The organism is Streptomyces sp. NPDC048275, assembly GCF_040652275.1.
GTDB lineage: Bacteria > Actinomycetota > Actinomycetes > Streptomycetales > Streptomycetaceae > Streptomyces.
In genome coordinates this window covers 72,310-89,286 of sequence record NZ_JBEZLR010000027.1, presented here as the reverse complement: position 1 = coordinate 89,286, position 16,977 = coordinate 72,310, and the positions used below count along the sequence as shown (strand labels likewise).

General features: G+C 71.4%; 7 protein-coding genes. All 7 read right to left on the bottom strand.

Annotated features, from left to right (window positions below; all coding sequences use genetic code 11):
* Window positions 1-16 precede the first annotated feature (16 nt).
* Window positions 17-3,961, bottom strand: a complete 3,945-nt coding sequence (fxsT, locus tag AB0D57_RS18530; RefSeq protein WP_362073349.1) for an FxSxx-COOH system tetratricopeptide repeat protein — start codon at window positions 3,959-3,961, stop codon at window positions 17-19.
* Entirely contained in the window at window positions 3,958-5,313 is a 1,356-nt protein-coding gene (locus tag AB0D57_RS18525) for a TIR-like protein FxsC (protein ID WP_362073346.1), read from the bottom strand. Before AB0D57_RS18525 ends, fxsT begins: the two co-directional genes overlap by 4 nt.
* Before the next feature lie 544 nt (window positions 5,314-5,857).
* Window positions 5,858-8,029, bottom strand: a complete 2,172-nt coding sequence (gene fxsB / locus AB0D57_RS18520) for a radical SAM/SPASM protein FxsB, inactivated metallohydrolase extension form (protein WP_362073343.1) — start codon at window positions 8,027-8,029, stop codon at window positions 5,858-5,860.
* Window positions 8,030-8,453: 424 nt separating this feature from the next.
* On the bottom strand, window positions 8,454-9,938 hold the full coding sequence (locus tag AB0D57_RS18515) for a GAF domain-containing protein (protein ID WP_362073340.1): 1,485 nt from the start codon (window positions 9,936-9,938) through the stop codon (window positions 8,454-8,456).
* 50 nt (window positions 9,939-9,988) lie between these two features.
* The gene (locus tag AB0D57_RS18510) at window positions 9,989-11,026 is read right to left on the bottom strand and encodes a rod shape-determining protein (protein WP_362073337.1); all 1,038 of its coding nucleotides are present in this window, start codon (window positions 11,024-11,026) and stop codon (window positions 9,989-9,991) included.
* A gap of 129 nt (window positions 11,027-11,155) precedes the next feature.
* Window positions 11,156-15,931: an SAV_2336 N-terminal domain-related protein gene (locus tag AB0D57_RS18505; RefSeq protein WP_362073334.1), complete on the bottom strand. Its 4,776-nt coding sequence runs from the start codon at window positions 15,929-15,931 to the stop codon at window positions 11,156-11,158.
* Window positions 15,921-16,943 carry a MoxR family ATPase gene (locus AB0D57_RS18500; RefSeq protein ID WP_362073331.1) on the bottom strand — a complete coding sequence of 341 codons (1,023 nt, stop codon included), beginning with the start codon at window positions 16,941-16,943 and terminating at the stop codon, window positions 15,921-15,923. Before AB0D57_RS18500 ends, AB0D57_RS18505 begins: the two co-directional genes overlap by 11 nt.
* Between the last annotated feature and the right edge of the window lie 34 nt (window positions 16,944-16,977).

Here is a 16,977-nt window from a genome sequence, read left to right as displayed (position 1 = left end):
CAGGGCCTAGCGGCGGTCACACCGTCAGCGGCTCCAAGTCCCGGTAGATGCGCCGCTCGTCCATCGCGAGCCGGGTGAGGCCGTTCTCGTCACCGAGCAGGGTGCGCAGGTCCGTCAGCGCCTCGTCGCGGATCCGCCCGGCCTCGTCGTCGCGGCCCAACGCGCGCAGGGTGAGGGCGTGGTTGCTGGCCAGGGCCAAGGTGTCCGGGTGATGTGAGCTGAGGACCGCGCGAAGCGTGGCCGCGGTCTTCTCCTCCAGCTTCAGGCTCTCGGCGAGACGTCCCTGGTCGGCGAGGACATTGGCGTAGTTGACGCGAGTGAAAAGGGTGTACGGGTGCTGCTCGCCGAGGATCTCCGCCATCCGGCGCAGAACCTTGAGGAACACCGTCTCCGCCGCCTTGAGGTCCCCGCATCCCCAGTGGTAGATCCCGAGGTTGTTGAGCGCGGCCTGGGTGTACGGGTGGGACTCGCCGGGAACCAGCATGTACTCGACCAGCGCCTCCTGGGCCACATCGCGGGCGGCCTCCCGCTCGTCGGCGGCGAACAGGTCGGCAGCCATGTTCAGATCGCAGGCGAGGGAGTCCGGCGTCGAAGACTTGTACTGGGCCCGGTACCGTGCCCGGGTCGCGGTCGTCAGCCGGCGGGCGTCCTCGAACTGGCCCTCCCGGCGCAGCGCCACGGCGAGGGACTTGGCACAGCTCAGCGTGCCCGGGAAGGTCCTGCCCAGGACCTGCTTGTGGGCGTCGTAGGTGCGCGAGAGCAGGGAGACGGACTCCGCGTACCGGCCGACGTCGCGAAGGTCGATGCCGAGGCGCGCGGCCGAGCTCAGGGTGTACGGATGGTCGGGGCCCAGGATCTCCGTGCGCCGGTCGAGTGTGTCCTGGTCGATTTCGCGGGCCTCGTGGTAGCGGCCCACCATGCTGAGCGCGAGCGCGAGGTTGTTGGCCGCGCTGAGGGTGCGCGGGTGCGACTCGTGGAAGATGTCGCGGAAACCCTCGTGCGCCTCGCGGGCCAGTTCGACCGCGGACCGGTACTCGCCGAGCGCCGTGAGATCGCTGGCGAGGCTGGACGTGGTGAGGTATGTGTGGGGATGCGAAGGCCCGAGCACCTCGTGCTGCCGTTCGAGCACCGCGGTGTCGATCGCGCGGGCCTCGACGTGGCGCCCCAGGGAGCGCAGCACATTGGCGAGGTTGAAGTGCAGATACAGGTACTGCACATTGTCCTCGCCGAGGAGCGGCCCCCATTGCTCGAGAAGGTCTTCGGCGAGCTGCTGGGCGCCGCTGAAGTCGCCACGTTTCCATAGATAGCGGACGCGGTCGATGAGCAGTCGGCGGGTCTCGGGCTCGGCGCAGTCGCGGGCGTCGGAGGCGGCCAGGTGGGGCCAGATGACATCGAACCGTGACCAGGTCCCGAGGTCGTCGATGGGTTCGTCGGCGTCGGGACGGAAACCCGCGAGCACCCTGTGCACGACGTGCCGGGACTGCTGCTGCTCCTCCTCGGAGAGCTGCGAGCGGATCACCGCCTGCACCAGGCGGTGGACCTGGATGCTGCTGCTGGCCTGGTCGACCTTGGCGAGCGCGAACCGGCCGATCTCCTGGATGACCCGGCCGAGGACCAGCCGCTCCTGGAGGGCGGGGTCGTACGGCTTCAGGGCGTCGATCATCTCCTTGCTGTAGAGCAGCTGCGTGGAGATCGGCTCGGGTCCGAGGAACGCGCACAGCTGAAGCAGCCGCACGGCAGCTGGGGAGCGTTCCCGCAGCCGGTCGATGGAGACGTTCCAGGTCGCGGCCACCGGCGCCGGGTAGCCGACGGGCTGGTTGATGCCCAGTACCGCGGTGGTCTGGTCGTCCAGCTGCCGCAGATAGACCTCGACCGGAGTGGCCGTCTCGGCGAGCCAGGCCGCCGCCTGCTCCACCGCCAGCGGCAGGTCGCCCACCGCGATCGCCACCTGGTCGGCCTCCGCGCCGCTGAGCCCAGGGGCCCGCCGGGTGAGGTGATCCACGCTCTCCTCGCGCCGGAACACATCGATGGGCAGGGCCTCTACCTCCTGCGCCCACGCCTGGTTGCGCGAGGTGACGAGGATGTGGCCGCCGCCTCCGGCGGGGAAGTGGGGGAGGAGCTGCGCCGGGTCGTCGGCGTTGTCGAAGACGAGCAGCCAGCGGTTGGTCGGCACGCTGCTCGCCAGCATCCGCACGGCCTCCTGGCTGACCACCGTCATGTCCTCGCCGCCCGGTGCGCCGATGCGGGCGCCGAGTTCCGCGAGCGAGGCGACGACGTTGGCGGTGTCCTCGGCGGAGATCCACCACACGAGGTCGTAGTCGGCCATGAACCGGTGCACGTACTCCAGCGCCACCTGTGTCTTGCCGACACCGCCGAGCCCGAACAGTGCCTGGGACTGCGGCAGCACCACGGAGATGCCGCTGCCGAGCTGCTCGCGGACCTGGTCCAGGACGACGCCCCGCCCGGTGAAGCCGTAGTTGCGCTGGGGCGCGTTCCAGATAGCCGGGGTGCTGCCGGGAAAACGCGTACTCGAGGGGTCGCTGTCGACGGGCCGGACCGGCAGTTCCAAGGCCCTCAGCAGCGCCCCGACACAACTCTCCTCGCCCAGCCGATGCAGGTCGACCGGGTTGTGCTCCAGGTAGGTCTTCGACAACCGCACCTCCTCGACCCGCAGCGGGATCACGGTGCCGTGCGGGGCGTCCCGGTCGGAGTCGGTGAGGGCGCGCCAGGCGGCGTCGGCGTACCGGGACTTGCGAAAGCCGTTCGACAACAGGACGAGGGTCCTCGCTCCGGCGTCCGAGTGTTCGACAGGACCGGCGGAGATGTCGTGCGGTGTGACGTCGCAGCCGACGCGCTTGAGCAGCGACCTGATCCAGTCGGCCCACATGCGGTTCTCCGCCGCGTAGGCGATGACGACACGGGGCGCGGTCGTCGTCGGCCGCCGCCGCACGAACGCGTCGCGGCAGCGCAACCGCACCGGCTCCGGCACCGTCGGCAGCGTGTTGACCTCGCCGTCCGAGACCACCGAGGCGAGCCGCTCGAAGGCGGACAGCAGGGAGTTGGGGATCCCGGTCTCGTCGCCGACGGTGGCGAGTGTCTCCTCGTACGCGTAGTACGGCCGGTACGGGATCTCGACGGCGCCCCAGTACGCCGCCATTTCCTCGGGGCCGAGTTCCTCGCCGTCGCGGCCCTTGGGCAGTCCGTCGAACTGCAGCCGGGCCAGTGCCCGTCCGGCGTCGGCCTTCTCCTTCTCGCCCTCGTCGATGCGCATCGGCACGGGCAGTACGCGGATCCTGCGCTTGCGGTATCCGTCCTCGATGCTCCGGGCCACGGCCGCGGCGCCGTTCATGGCCTGGTCGCTCAGGGTGAAGCAGTCCACGACCACGTCGGGCATCTGGATGGTGCAGATGTCGGCGTTGTCGGACAGGCCGGTGCGGCTGTCGATCAGGACGTAGTCGTACGAGGCCTTCATGTCGTCGCGCAGCGCGTCGAGGAAGAGGCCGCCGCCCAGCCGCTCGTAGAAGTTGTCCCACTCGAAGGACGACACGGTCGCGGAGTACGAACGGTCCTGGCGGCCCGCGGAGAGGAAGTCGAGCGAACCGCCGTCCGCGAAACGCAGTCCCAGGCGTTCGGGTGTCAGCGACAGGGCGTGCCGCTCGACGCGCGCGTAGTCGAGGTGCCAGGCGCCGGAGCGCTGGGCCGCGGTGGTCGCGGTCGTCGCGGCCCAGGCGTACTCGTTGATCAGGTCGATGACGCCGGTGGTGGCGGCGAGCGCGTTGGGGTCGAGGAAGGGGTGGAAGAAGCGGTGCAGCCCCGGAGCCTCCAGGTCCCAGTCGACCGCCAGGACGCTCTTGCCGTTGGCGGCGAGTATCCACGCCGTGTTGGCCAGCGCCATGGTCCGGCCGGTGCCGCCCTTGTACGAGTAGAAGGTGATGATGCGTCCGTCCTGCGCGGCGGTCATGCTTCTCCTCCGAGGTCGGGTCCGCCTTCGCGGTACGGCAGATGGGTGGGGCCCGTCAGACGGGGCCTGCGAACCGGCGGGCCCAGGGGTGGATGGACCTCGGCGTGCCTGAGGTATTGCCGGGTCGTGTGGGCGACGACGGCCGGGAGTACGTCCGTGAATGCCTTCAGGGTGGGTACGCCGTCGACCGCGGCCCGGCAGTCGGTGCGCCGGCCCCGGTCCAGGATCAGCGGCAGGGTGCGCTCCAGCTCTTCCGCGAGCCGTCGGCCCTCGTCGCCGTGACACTGGCTGTCGCCCCGGTTCCAGGGGACGATCGCGCTGACCCAGGGGTCGGCGCTCGCGTCGAACGCCTTGAGCCTGCACTGCCGTTCCGCGTCGGCGAGTGCCCAGCGGTCGATCAGGAGGATGCGGGGGCGGCTCGGCGGCAGATGGCCGGGGCCGTCCGGCAGCGGTTCCGCGCCGGTGTCGTCGTCGAAGTCGGACACCGTGATCAGGTAGTCGAGGGAGCCGATCAGCTCCTCGGCGAGCGCGGGCAGTGGGCGGGTCGACTCCGAGTGGTACGGGTTCCAGTCCCGGGCGTCCTCGCCGTACGGGCTGTCGTCACGGTGCTTGGGGATGCTGTGCCGGGTGGGGGCCGCCACGGTCAGATGGATGCGCCGCCGACCCGTGTCGATGTGCCGCGGACCCGTGTCGATGTGCCGCGGACCCGTGTCGATGTGCCGCGGACCCGTGTCGCGCGGCTCGAACAGATTCCGTGTGCCCTCGTACGAGGGGAGACGGCCGGGTGGCAGCGGCGAGTCGTGCGCGACCCGCACGATCCGCCGGGCCAGGCCCAGTACGGCTTCCTCGTACTCGTCCCGCAGCCGGGCCAGTTTGATCAGTCCGTAGATCCCGTCGTCCGCGTAGCGGTGCCCGAAGGCGGCGTGGTCGATGCGGATGTGCCGTAAGAAGTCGGGGAGTTGGTCGTGTTCGATGCGCGTCCACAGGACGGGGACGGCCCCGGAACCGGCGGTGGCCCGTGCCCACGCCCTGCGCTCGTTGAACGCGAACCACTCCCGCCCGCAGCTCTCGCTCGTGAAGTAGCGAGGTGAGAACAGCGGTACGAACACCCGGCAGGTCGCGAGATTCTCGCGGAGTTTCCTGGGCCAGCCCTCGCCCGGCCGGGTCTCCCGGTCCATGAAACCCGCGGGGGCGCCGGCCGGAAGATCCGTGAGCGCCATGACGTGGTCGCACAGATCCGTGAAGAACGCGCGCACCCAGTGATCGGGGTCCCCACCGCCCGGACCCCGGCCCGGCGTGTGCGGATGGCTCAGGTAGAAGTACGGCCGGTTGTCCGAGACCCGATCGGGCATGTCCACATGTCCCCCTGCCCGTGGATGAACCCTCACCCCGCCCGCGCGGACGTCGTCGTCCGGCGGGAACCAACCATGTTCCCGACCGCCGACCCCCACGGGTGGCTTGTTTCACGTCAATCAACGGCGATATCTGGACATCTCCCCGGCTGCCCAGTCGACCGCCTCCCGCATTCCGAACAGCAGGACGGCTTTCCCTGCCACTTCCCGCTCCGCCACGAGATCACGCGGAAACCGGGCCCCGATCGCCGCGAAGTTCCCGTCGTCCGGCGCGACATCCTGTCCAGGGCGAAACACCGTCCACCTGATCGGGTAGGCTGGGCGCCGTGCGTTGCGAGAACCAAGCGCGTACACCGTGCTGATCGAGAGCCAAGACAGCACATGCACCTCCAAGCTTTGCCCTATCAAACCGGGCTGGTTTCAACCCGGCTGGTGTTGATCGTGGAAGACCTGTTGGGTCGCTGACCCGCAGGCAGCGTGAGCCAGGAATCCCCCTGCTTCAGCTGGGGGAGGATTCAAGAACAGATCCGCCAGGCGGACGCGATCAGCCATGGTGCCGCTTCCACTCGGCCCGCAGTTGCTCGGCCAGCACCGCGCCGGTCCTGGTCAGTTCGTGCTCCGGTGCGGCGGCCAGCTCCGCCAGGGCGCGGCCCGCCCGTTCCAGGGCCCGGGCACGCGCGTCCGGGGCGCCGGCCCAGGAGGAGGCGTTGCCGAGCTCCGCGCTCGCCTCGTCGAGGAGCTGTCCGGCCCGGTTGCCCGGCACGTTCAGATCGGCCGCTTCCCGCAGTGCGGTGAGCCGGGCGAGGCGTGCGGCGCGCGGCAGTTCGCGGATGAACTCCTCGGACTCGATGTCCACGGCCACGCCCAGCGCGCCGAGACCGTGCGCGCCGAGCCGCACTCCCGTGCCCGGCGCGAGCGGGGTGATCGTGGTGGGGAGGGGGGCGTCGACACGGAGCCCCCCGTGGGGCGCGCGCTCGGTCGGCATCTCGTACGCCGTCCGCAGCCGTTCGGAGAAACGGGCCAGGTCGGTGGGGTCCAGGGGAGGGGTGACGGGCGCGGGGTAGCAGTCCCGCAGCGGATCGGCGTCGTCGACGACCAGGGGCGCGCCGGTCGCGAGGTCCACCCTCCTCAGCGGGCGCCATGCGGCGGGGCCGTCCTCAGGGGTGTACACCTCACCGCCCTCGGTGCGTACCCGTGCGCGGCCCGCCGTCACACTGGCCTCGACGCGGCCGGGCCCCGGCAGTGTCAGGGTGCCCAGGGTCGGGAGGTGCAGCTCCGGGGCGGACTGGTCCCAGCTGAGCCGCACGGCGGCACGCGCGCGGACCGCCACGGCGACGACCGCCGCCGCCAGGTACGCGGGCGTGGTGGCCCGGCCGTGCAGGAAGTGCTTCAGGGCGGTGTGCAGATAGGGATGGGTGAGGATCACGTCGAGGTAGGGCGCGGTGCCCTGAGCGCCGTCGAGGTCCAGGAGCGCCTGCCACACCTCGTCCCAGTCCGGTTCTCCGGTGTGCCGGGCCGCGATGAGGGACAGCGTGTGACGGTCCGACTCGACCTGCGCGAAACGGAGTTCCTCCGCGCTGAACACAGCCGGACTGAGGGCGTGTTCCGTGATCCGCTCGGCGACGCCGTCGACGAAGGCGCGCAGGTCGGCGCAGAAGACGGAGGGGTTGTCGAAGCCGCGTTCACCGCTGTACCGGTGCGCGTACAGCCCTCCGCCGCACGACGCGACCACCGGGCAGCGGCGGCAGGTGTCGCTGACGCCGTCGATGCCGAGCTGGCGGGCGCGTACGCCGGGGTGCCGCGCGAACTCCTCGAAGCTGTGCCGGAAGACGTCGTACCCGGTCGCCGGGGCCCCCTCGTAGGCCACCTTCAGCGAGTCCGCCTGCTCGAAGCTGCCGTCGGTCTCCACCACCGCGAGGTCGCTCGGCGCGAGCCCCAGAGACTCCGTCGAGCTCGGTCCACCGCGCAGGGTGCTGAGCACGGACTCGAAGGTCCGCACCGGCACCGTGCGCCCCTGCCGGTCCCAGTGGTCGAAGATCCTGAGCAGCCAGTCGGCGTACGCGGTCGGTGCGTTCGGTGGTCTGGGCGGTGGGGTGTCCCAGGTGGAGTGCGGAAGCAAGTAGTCGATCCGGGGCGGTTCGAGCGCCGCGAGGGCGTCGTGCACGGCTACGGGATCGTTGGCGATGTCCACGGTGCACAGCAGGCCGCTGTAGAGGTGCTGGTACTCGGGGGTGCGCAGCAGGTCGATCGCCCGGAGCACCCGGTCGTAACTGCTGCGGCGTCCGCGGTCGAGCCGGTGCCGGTCGTTGGCGGCGCGGTCACCGTCGAGCGAGACGCTGACCTTGACGTCGAATTCCCTGAACACGTCGAGATGGCGGGTGTTCAATCGCACGCCGTTGGTGTGAATGCGGAGATCGAGAGCGGTGACCGGGGAAAGAGCGCGGGTGAGTTCCGCACAGATACTTCTCATGCGGGTGGGACCCACGAGAAGGGGCTCACCGCCGAGAAGGATCACGGAAACCGTCGGGAGTTCATGCGCTTCCGCATACGCGGCGAATCGATGGGCGGCCATTCCGAGCGTTTCCCCGGAAATGAAGGTCGGTCGCCCTTTCCAGCTCTGATCGGCGTGCTCGTACACATAACAGTGATCGCAGGCGAGGTCGCATCTGCTGTGGACCTTGAGAATGAGCTGCCGTAGCGAGGCATCGCTGTTCACGTGCTGAAGGGTAACGGCTGCGGAAGGATGCCGCGGTAGCCAACTCCATGATTATTTGAGGGAGTTGGCCACCCGTTGCCACAGTGGGCGTGACTTTACACAGCCGAGTTGAAGGTGATTGGCTTGATCGGGTGCTTTCCGGGGAGATCCGCCGCACGCTCGGCGGACCGCACCGCGGTGGTTCCGAGCGGGTCGATGGCCGAAAGAGGTGTGTGCTGCCTGCGCGTGCGCCGGGGCTCGGACGAGGAACGCGTCGTCGACGTCACCGAAAGATTCATTTCACCGCTTTCATCGGGGGCTTTCAAAGGGCCACTTGATCCCACACATACCGCCGGGCCCGGGTGCGGGGCAATGGGGGCGATGCCCGCCTGGGCGAATCCCGGCCACATCCTGGGATCGGGGCGGTTCGGTGGGCGCCGACCGCTCACAGGGGCGACTGCCAGGTGACCGTCGTACCCGCGCCGTCCTCGCTCGTCCCACGGTTCTCCACCGCACCGTTGTCATGAACCGTGAGCCGGACACAGGACCGGCCGTCGGGAAGCGTCGCCGTCGCGTCGACCGTGACCTCGATGCGGGACACCCCGGCACGGCGCGAGGCGGCGTCCAGCGCGCGGTGCAGCGCGGAGAGGAGCTGGGCGGCGACCGGTTCCGAGACGCGGCTCTCCACCGCGCCGGTGAACCGGGCGGACGGCTGGAAGCCCAGCACCGCCGCCGCACCCGCAGTCTCGCGAAGCACCTTGCCGCGGACGGTGGTGGGGGCGTCGGCGGGCGGTTGCTGGAGCGCGAAGATCGCCGTGCGGACTTCCTGGATCGTGGACTGCAACTCGTCGACGGCTCTGCTCAGAATCCGGTGTACGCCCTCGTCCTCCTCGCCCGTGCTCCTGCGCTGCGTGGATTCCAGCATCATGCCGGTCGCGAACAGCCGTTGGACGACCAGGTCGTGCAGGTCGCGGGCGATCCGGTCGCGGTCCTCGAACACGGCGAGCCGCTCCCTGCTGTGCTGGGCGTCCGCGAGGACCAGTGCCAGCGCGGCCTGCGAGGCGAACTGGGTGGCGAGCAGCCGTTCGACCGGGCTGTACGGGCGGTCACCGCGCCGGCGCGGCAGGGCGAGCGTGCCGATGAGACGGCCGTCCGCCTCGAGTGGCAGCAGCATGTTCGGCCCGAACCGGTGCCGGAGATGCGTGGTCGTCCGCGGATCGGTCGCCGAGTCGTCGATGAACACCGCTTCGCCGCCGAGGAGTTGTTCGAGGACAGGGCTGCCCGGTGCGATCGTGGTGCCGACGATGTCGCCGGGATCGTCGAGCGTGGAGGCCGTCACGAACGTCATGCCGCCCTCCTCGGTGGGCTGCAGGATGATGCCCGCCGAGGCGTCGGCGAGGATACGGGCCCGCTCGGCGACGGTCATCAGCGCGTCGGCGGCGGCCTCGCCGGTGAGCAGTGCGGTGGTGACGGCCGCGGCGCCCTCGAGCCAGCGCCCGCGCTGCCGGGCCGCCTCGTACAGCCGGGCGTTGCCGATCGCGCTGCCGGCCTGGTTCGCCAGCACCCGCAGCAGCTGCTCGTCCTCGTCCGTGAACGGACCGCCGCGCTTCTCGGCGAGATACAGGTTCCCGAACACCTCGTCGTCGACGCGGATCGGGACGCCCAGGCGGTTCTCCGACCGTCCGGTGAAAGGCCTTTGGCAGACCGCGACCGATGCGGGCAGGTCGGCCGCACGGATCTCCACCAGGCCTTCCTGCCCGGGGTCGGCCGTCCCGAGCGCCGCGTACCGCGCCCCCGTCAGCTCGGCGGCGCCCTTCACGATGTGCTGGAGCGTGGCCTGCAGTTCGAGGTCGGTGCCGACGTTGAGGACGGCCTCGAGGAGGGACGGGAGACAGGGGAGGGGGTCGGTGGGGTTGGTGGGGTCGGTCATACGAGGCCCCGGCGTCCTGAGTGTTTTGGGTGTCCTGGGTGTCCTGGGTGTCACTCCGCCAGCGGGTCCAGGACCAGCGGCTCGATCTTGCCCTCCAGCATGTAGCCCAGCCCCTGCACCGCGCACACGTCGGGCCGTTCGGCGATGTGCACCGGCATGCCCGTCGCCTGCCGCAGCATCTGGTCGAGCCCCGGCAGCAGGGCGCTGCCCCCGACCATCATGATCCCGCGGTCGGCGAGATCGGCCACCAGGTCGGGCGGGCAGGCGCGCAGCACCTTCCCGATTCCGTCGAGTACGGCGGTCAGCGGGGTCTGGATGGCGTCGCGCACGGCGGCGGTGTCGACCTGCACGGAACGGGCGAGGCCGGTCGCCACGTCCCGCCCGTGGATCTCCGTCGACGCGGGGCCGTGCGGAGTGAGCCCGTTCCCGGAGAGGGCGAGCTGCAAGGGCCGTACGGACTGTGACGGCAGCATCAGCTCGTGCTCGTGACGCAGGTGCTGCACGATCGCGTGATCCACCGCCTCACCGCCCACCGGAAGGCGCGCGGCGGTCACGATGGATCCCAGCGACAGCACGGCGACCTGGGTGGCGGCGGCCCCGCACACCATGATCATGGTGGCTTCCGGCCGTTCGACGGGCAGCCCGCAGCCCACCGCCGCGGCGATGAGCGTGTCGACGAGCTCGACCCGCCGCGCCCCCAGTCCCACGAGTGTCTCGATCGCGGCGCGCTGCGCCAGCGGGTCCGCGTCGTGCGGGGTGCAGGCCGCGGCCCGCAGCCGCGGCTTGCGGCGCAGGGTGCGCCGCACCTTGTCGCCGAGCAGGTGGCGCAGCATGCGCTGGGCCATGTCGATGTCGACGACCGTGCCGCCGGACACCGGCCGCATGACCCGGATGTAGTCGGGGGTACGGCCCGTCATCTTCTCCGCGAACTCGCCGACCGCGATCAGCGCACCGGTCTTCGTGTTGATCGCGGCGACACTCGGCTGGTCCACGACCAGTCCCGCGCCCTTCACATAGACACGGGTCCTGGCCGCGCCCAGGTCGACGGCGAAGTGGCAGCGGCGCAGCTGCTCCAGACTGGCGGTCATGGCGGGTCCTCCCGAGAGCGCAGACCGTGGGGCTCCGCCGGACGGCGGTCCTCTCTCGCATCGTGCGGGCGACGGGAGCGGGGCGCCTCTTGTGGAGGGCCGGGTGGGGGTGCCGCCGGGCGTGTGATCTCAAGGGGAGCGGGGGGAGCGGACCGCATCGAGGAGGGGGTTGTGGCTCCACACCAGGAGTTGTGCGCCTCCCGCCGCGAGCAGACGTGTCCTCGTAGGCTGGTCGGGCGTGAAGGCGAGGAACGGTACGCCGAGCGTGCGTGCCGCCGACTGTTCGGCGACGGTGGAGCCGATCATCAGGCAGCGCTGGGCCGGGATGCCCAACCGGTCCAGAGCACGGCGCAGGCTGTGGGTGTGGGGCATGATCAGACCGAGGTCGGGGTCACGGCCGTGGACGCCGCCGCGTACCGACGTGTCGAGGCCGCGTCTGCGCAGATAGGTCTCGACGGCCGCCGTCGCGATGTCCGTCACCACGGTCAGGCCCACGCCCCGCGACTCCAGGGTGCGGACCAGCAGATCGGCGCCGGTCCGGGGCGGCGAGCTGCGGGCGGCCCGGGTCTCGATCGCGTCGAGCCGTGTCCGCAGCTCGTGGGCGAGTTCGTGCCGGGCGAAGGTGCGCAGCAGGTCGAGCGGGTTGGCGTACCCCTCCAGAGGGTCGCCGTGCGGCAGCGGCTGCCCCGGCGACGGGGCGGCCTCAGGGCCACGCCGCTCCACCAGGAGCCCGGCGAGCTCACGCAGCGCCGTGGCCGACTCGCCCGGCCCGTACAGGCGGGTCAGGGGGCCGTCGAAGCCGAGGAGCACACCTTCGGCCGCCAGGAGGGCCTCACCCACGGAGGTGTCGGGGCGCCGGGGCGCCGGGGTGTTCGGTCGCGGCGGTGCGCTCAGCGAGACACTCCAGTCCAGGGCGTAACCGGGCAGCACCCATCGGCTCAGTCGGGCGTCGAGCACTTCGTCCGCCTCGGACAGGTGCGAGGGCGGGTAGTCGGAGGTGAGTGAGAGGAGTTCCGCCAGCAGATGGCGTGTCAGATACCCGGGTACGTCGCCCCTGCGCTGCCGCACCGCCTCGGCCGGGTCGGTGACGCGCCAGGTCACCTGTCCGCGTGCGGCGAAAACGGGTACCTGGTCCGTCTCCGGCCCCGGGACGTCGAGTTCGAGTGCGGTTCGGCGTTCGGTGAGATCGACTTCGTAATAGCTCTCGGCTGTGGGGCTCGGGGCGATATGGCGCGAGGCGGGGCGGAGTTCGCCGTGGGGGAGGGCGTAGACGACGGTTCGCTTCCTGCCCAGGGGCTGGGGGAGCTCGGTCCGGGTGGTGGGGAGGGGGTACGGGCCGCGGACGGGGGGCGGCGGGTGGGTGCCGTCGTAGGCCGAGCGCGGCAGATGGCAGAGACGGTGCCAGCCGCTGTACCGGCCGTCCTCCGATTCGGGATCGAGCGGACTCAACAGCGGCACGGAGGCCGGGTCTTCTTCGTCCAGCTCGTCCCTGAGATACCACGGCACGGCGATGATGCCGCGCGCCTCCGACGCCTCCAGCGCGGCCTGGACGGCGTCCGGGTCGGGTCGTTCGGAAGGTCCGTCGGTGTCGACGCACCAGAAGGTCACGCGCACTCGCGGGCCGCCCAACTCCACGATGATGTCCGGCAGTCGGAGCAGCGTGGCGGAGAGCAGTGGCAGCGCGGACACGCCCTCCTCGGTGACGGCGGTGTGGATGTGGCCGCGCCTGCGCAGTTGGTACTGATCCCGCTCCAGGCCGCTCTCCGTCAGCAGCCGGGTGACCGCCCGGCCCAACGCGGCGAGTGCGTCCGGGTCCTGGGGGCCGTCCGCGAAGTCGAAGAAGACGCAGGTGCGGTACAAGGTGTACGGCAGTGGTGGGTGATCCGGCCGGAGGTATCCGGGCCGCTCGGTCGTGTACGAGGGGTTCTCGACCGTGTACGAGGGCCTTTCCTCGACCGGGCCGTTCGTCAACCTCCTGCGCTGGAGGGCGAGCTGGTGCAGTCGGCGGAAGTCCTCGCGCGACGGGTGCGCGCGGACGAGGGCGGCAAGGTCGGTCGCGGTGCCCTCGAAGTCGCCGAGGTCCAGGCCGAGTTCGGCGCGGGTCGCGCAGAGTGAGAGACGGAGTTGGAGGAGGCGGGTGCGGGCGGCTTCGGCGGCGGGGCCGGGGACGTCGTCCAGTGCGGTGCCGTGCCACAGCGCCAGAGCGTTGTTCACGTGGGCGAGGGCGAACTCGTAGCGCCCGTCCGCCCGTTCCCTCTCCGCGCTCGCCACTGAGCGCCGGCAGTCGACCACGTCCACGAAGTCCGCGCTGGTGTGCAGGGCGTAGCCGTCGGAGAGGGTGGCCAGGACACCGGGGCCGAGGGCGTTGCGCAGCCGGGACGCGTAGGTGCCCAGGAATGCCCGGGCACGCGCGGGAGGCTTTGGGCCCCAGATGCCCTCGGAGAGTTCGCCGTGGGTCACCTTGCGGCCGTGCCGGAGGAGAAGCATGCAGAGCATGGCCCGCTCCTGGGGGGAGCCGAGGGCGAGGGGGCGGGTGCCGCGCTCGGCTCGCGGCGGGCCGAGAAGGGTGTAGCGGAGCGGGGAGTGGGCCGACTCTGCCCAGCGGGGAAGATCGGGGCTGCGGAGGAGGTCCGCGCCCTGTTGCCGCAAGGCGGGGTTGTCGGCCAGCAGCAGCCGCAGGGCCGAGGTGTAGGTGGGGCGCACCTGGGTCGGCAGGGCGGTCAGCTGTTCGGGCAGGACGTGGCCGCCCGCGCGTGCCGGCCCCCCCGACGACAGCTGGAAGACGAGCCGGCCCAGCGCGCGGAGATCCGATGCCATCCCTTCTTCCCCTGCCGCGTGGGCGAGATCGGGGGGGGTGAGCTTGGCTGTCCCGTCGGGCAGGATCAGGATCTTGGTCATGTCGGGTCCGCCGTGTGTGACACCGGCCCCGTGGATGGTTGTGAGGGCGGCGGCCAGCTGCCGCCCCAGCGACACCAGCAGCGGAGCCGGGAGACGATAACCACCCGCCGAGGCAAGGGAGTTCAGCGCGACTCCGTCCAGATGTTCCATGACGACGTACGGCTTCTCGTCCTCGACGCCGTAGTCGTGGACCTTCACCACATTCGGGTGGTCGATGCCCGCTGTCGCCCGTGCGTCCCGCAGAAAATCCTGCGGGTCGACCCGCGACGGATACAACCGCACCACCACCTCCCGCCTCAGCTCCGTGTCCTCGGCCCGCCACAGGGAACCGCTCGGCCCGAGCCGCTCGACGAAGCGGTAGCGGTCGCGCAGTGCCGGTGTGCGGCGCGGCGACCGTGCGTGCTCCGCAGCCGTCCCCAGCAGCCTCCGTACGCTCTCTGGACGCACCGTCGCGATCGGCTCGCCCCCGCCCGCCGCCTCCGTACCGGTGGCCGTCGGCGTACTCGCCCGGAACTCCCCGGCCGCCGCCCCCGCCCGCTCGTCGATCGCCGCCCCCATCCGGGCCAGCAGCCGGGAGGTCCGCCCGCGGGCGGTACGCGGCAGGCTGCGCAGCAGCAACTCCTGCACGCCCGGCCGGAAGGCGTACGACCCCTCAGGCCCCGGCACGGTGGTGAGCATGCCGCTGAGGATGACCTCGGCCAGGTGCTGAGGGCGCGGACGCGGCTCGACCGCCGCCTGGACCAGGCGCATGACGGGCAGGTCGGGACGCCCGACCGCGAGGTGTCCCGCGAGCCGGAACGCCTCCGGGGACGCGCTCGCACGGAACCGGAGAACGAGCTCCTCCGCAGGCAGCCGGGTGACGTCGCTCCGGTTCGCGGACGCGTCCGGAGGGGCGGGCCGAGAGGTCAAGTGGGCGACCGAACCGGGGAGCTGACTGCCTCCCGGGTTCGCCACGAGTGCCGACCAGTGCGCCAGCCAGGCCGCGTCCGGTTCCAGGACCGGGAGGGGAACGGCGTCGGCGGCACCGGGTTCGCCGGAGGTTTCGTACGGCGTGAAGGCCAGCGAGGAGAGCGGGGCCGCCGGGAACGGGGCCGACAGGAGGCCGGGGGTCGTGGACAGTGCCGTATCACCCCACAGGCGTTCCGGGAGGGGCTGGACCAGGGCCAGTGGCATCCGGTGGGACCAGCGCCGCAGCGTGGCGTACCAGCGGTCGCCCGCGGGGCCCGCCCACCACTGCGGGCCCATGCAGTCGCTGACCAGCAGGGTGATGGTGCGTCCGTCGCCGGGGACGTCGCCGCCCGTGCCCGAGACCGTGCCGTCGGGGTGGGCGCGATGCATGGTGAGTGTGCGGAAGACGCCCGACTGGGCCAGGACGGTATGGAGTTCGTGGATCAGGGGGTGCCAGACGGGCATCGTGGGGCCGGTGTCGCGGACCAGGCGCAGGCTCAGCCAGCGCTCCCGTGCGGGGCGCAGGACCGGCAGCCACCACTCCGGGTCGCCACCCAGACGGGCGATGCGGTGGGCGGTCGCCGACTCGTCGAGTTCGTGGCCGACGGGCGCGGCGCTGAGGCGTTTGAGCGGGCGCAGGGCCCGTTGCAGCGCCAGCGGTCGGCGCAGCATCGGAGGTGCGGGGGCCAGCAGCGACGTGTGGGGCGTCCCCGTCCCCGTCCCCGGGCCCGCGAGGCTCGGCAGGTGGAGCGGGACACGGTTGTCGTTGCGCGGCTGGGCAGGGAGCTCCGGGTCTTCCTCGATAGGCCCTGGCTTCTTCTCGGGAACCTCCGGCTTCTCGTCCTTCTCGTCGGCGGAAGGCGTGGGCGGGGTACGCGGTTCCTGTACGTCTTCGGGGGCGGGACCGGGCCTGGTGGCGGGGCCCGAGTCCGCCATCTGTGCGGCCAGCCACAGCAGTTCGGCCAGTTCGACCGGTGTCGGGGGCGTGCCGTCGCCCGCCTCGGCCAGGATTTCGGCCAGGCGGCCCAGCAGCCGTGCACCGGTCGGCTCAGAACGCATCGGTCTCCGGTGCCTCGCTCAGGTACGGCATCAGCTCCTCCGCCAGTTCGTCGAGGGACTCGGGGGCCAGCCCCGACGCGCCGGCCAGGTAGATCGCGTTGAGGAGCTGGTCCGTGGCGAGGTCACCGCCGGACGCCCGGGACAGGAAGCGGGTGATGAGGGTGCGCGCGTAGTCGTCGGGTTCGCCCAGGTGGGCGCGGACGATCCCGGCGAGATGGTCGTCCTCGGGCTGGCGCAGCCGCAGGGTGACACAGCGGCGCAGGAAGGCGGGAGGGAACTCGCGCTCGCCGTTGCTGGTGAGCACGACGAAGGGGAAGGCGCGGCAGCGCACCCGGCCCCGGGCCACCGGGACGCGCTCGTCGGTGCCGTCGACCATCACCAGCGCGTCGGGCGTGTGCCGTGCCGCGCGGACCAGCTCGGGGATCTCGTACTGGCCCTCCTCCAGCACGTTCAGCAGGTCGTTGGGCAGATCGAGGTCGCTCTTGTCGATCTCGTCGATGAGGAGAGCGCGCGGGCGGGCGTAGGGGAGGAGGGCGGTGCCGAGGGGGCCGAGCCGCAGGTGGTCCTCGATGCCCGACTCCGCTTCCCCCTTCGGGTACGGCGTCACCCGCGTGCCGCGTGCCGCGTACAGCCGCGACAAGGGGTCGTACTGGTACAGGCCGTCGTGCAGCGTGCTCCGGCTGGTGATGTTCCAGCGCAGTACCGGCCCGAGGCGCAGCTCGCGGGCGACCGCGTACGCGAGGGACGACTTTCCGGTGCCGGGCGGGCCGGTCACCAGCAGCGGGCGGCGCAAGTACAGTGCCGCGTTGACGAGTTGGACGCTGCGCTCGGTGGCTTGGTAGGTGCGGGCGCGGTGCCTGCGGTCGGGGGAGGCGGCCGAGCTGTCGTCGCCCTCGGCCGGGGTGTCCAGCGCCGGTCCGCCGTCGAAGGCCCGCCAGGGTGGGGGCGGGGGCAGCCGGGTGATGCCGTCGTGCGGCTCGTTCGTGCCGGTGTAGACGGGCCACAAGGGCATGTGAGGGCTCTCCGGTTCTCCGTGGATCGAGGGA

Bases quoted from the DNA above. Each gene is read 5' to 3' on its own strand.
- AB0D57_RS18510 (WP_362073337.1), bottom strand. From the start codon at position 11,026: ATGACCGCCAGTCTGGAGCAGCTGCGCCGCTGCCACTTCGCCGTCGAC.
- fxsT (WP_362073349.1), bottom strand. From the start codon at position 3,961: ATGACCGCCGCGCAGGACGGACGCATCATCACCTTCTACTCGTACAAG.
- AB0D57_RS18505 (WP_362073334.1), bottom strand. From the start codon at position 15,931: ATGCGTTCTGAGCCGACCGGTGCACGGCTGCTGGGCCGCCTGGCCGAA.
- AB0D57_RS18500 (WP_362073331.1), bottom strand. From the start codon at position 16,943: ATGCCCTTGTGGCCCGTCTACACCGGCACGAACGAGCCGCACGACGGC.
- AB0D57_RS18515 (WP_362073340.1), bottom strand. From the start codon at position 9,938: ATGACCGACCCCACCAACCCCACCGACCCCCTCCCCTGTCTCCCGTCC.
- AB0D57_RS18525 (WP_362073346.1), bottom strand. From the start codon at position 5,313: ATGCCCGATCGGGTCTCGGACAACCGGCCGTACTTCTACCTGAGCCAT.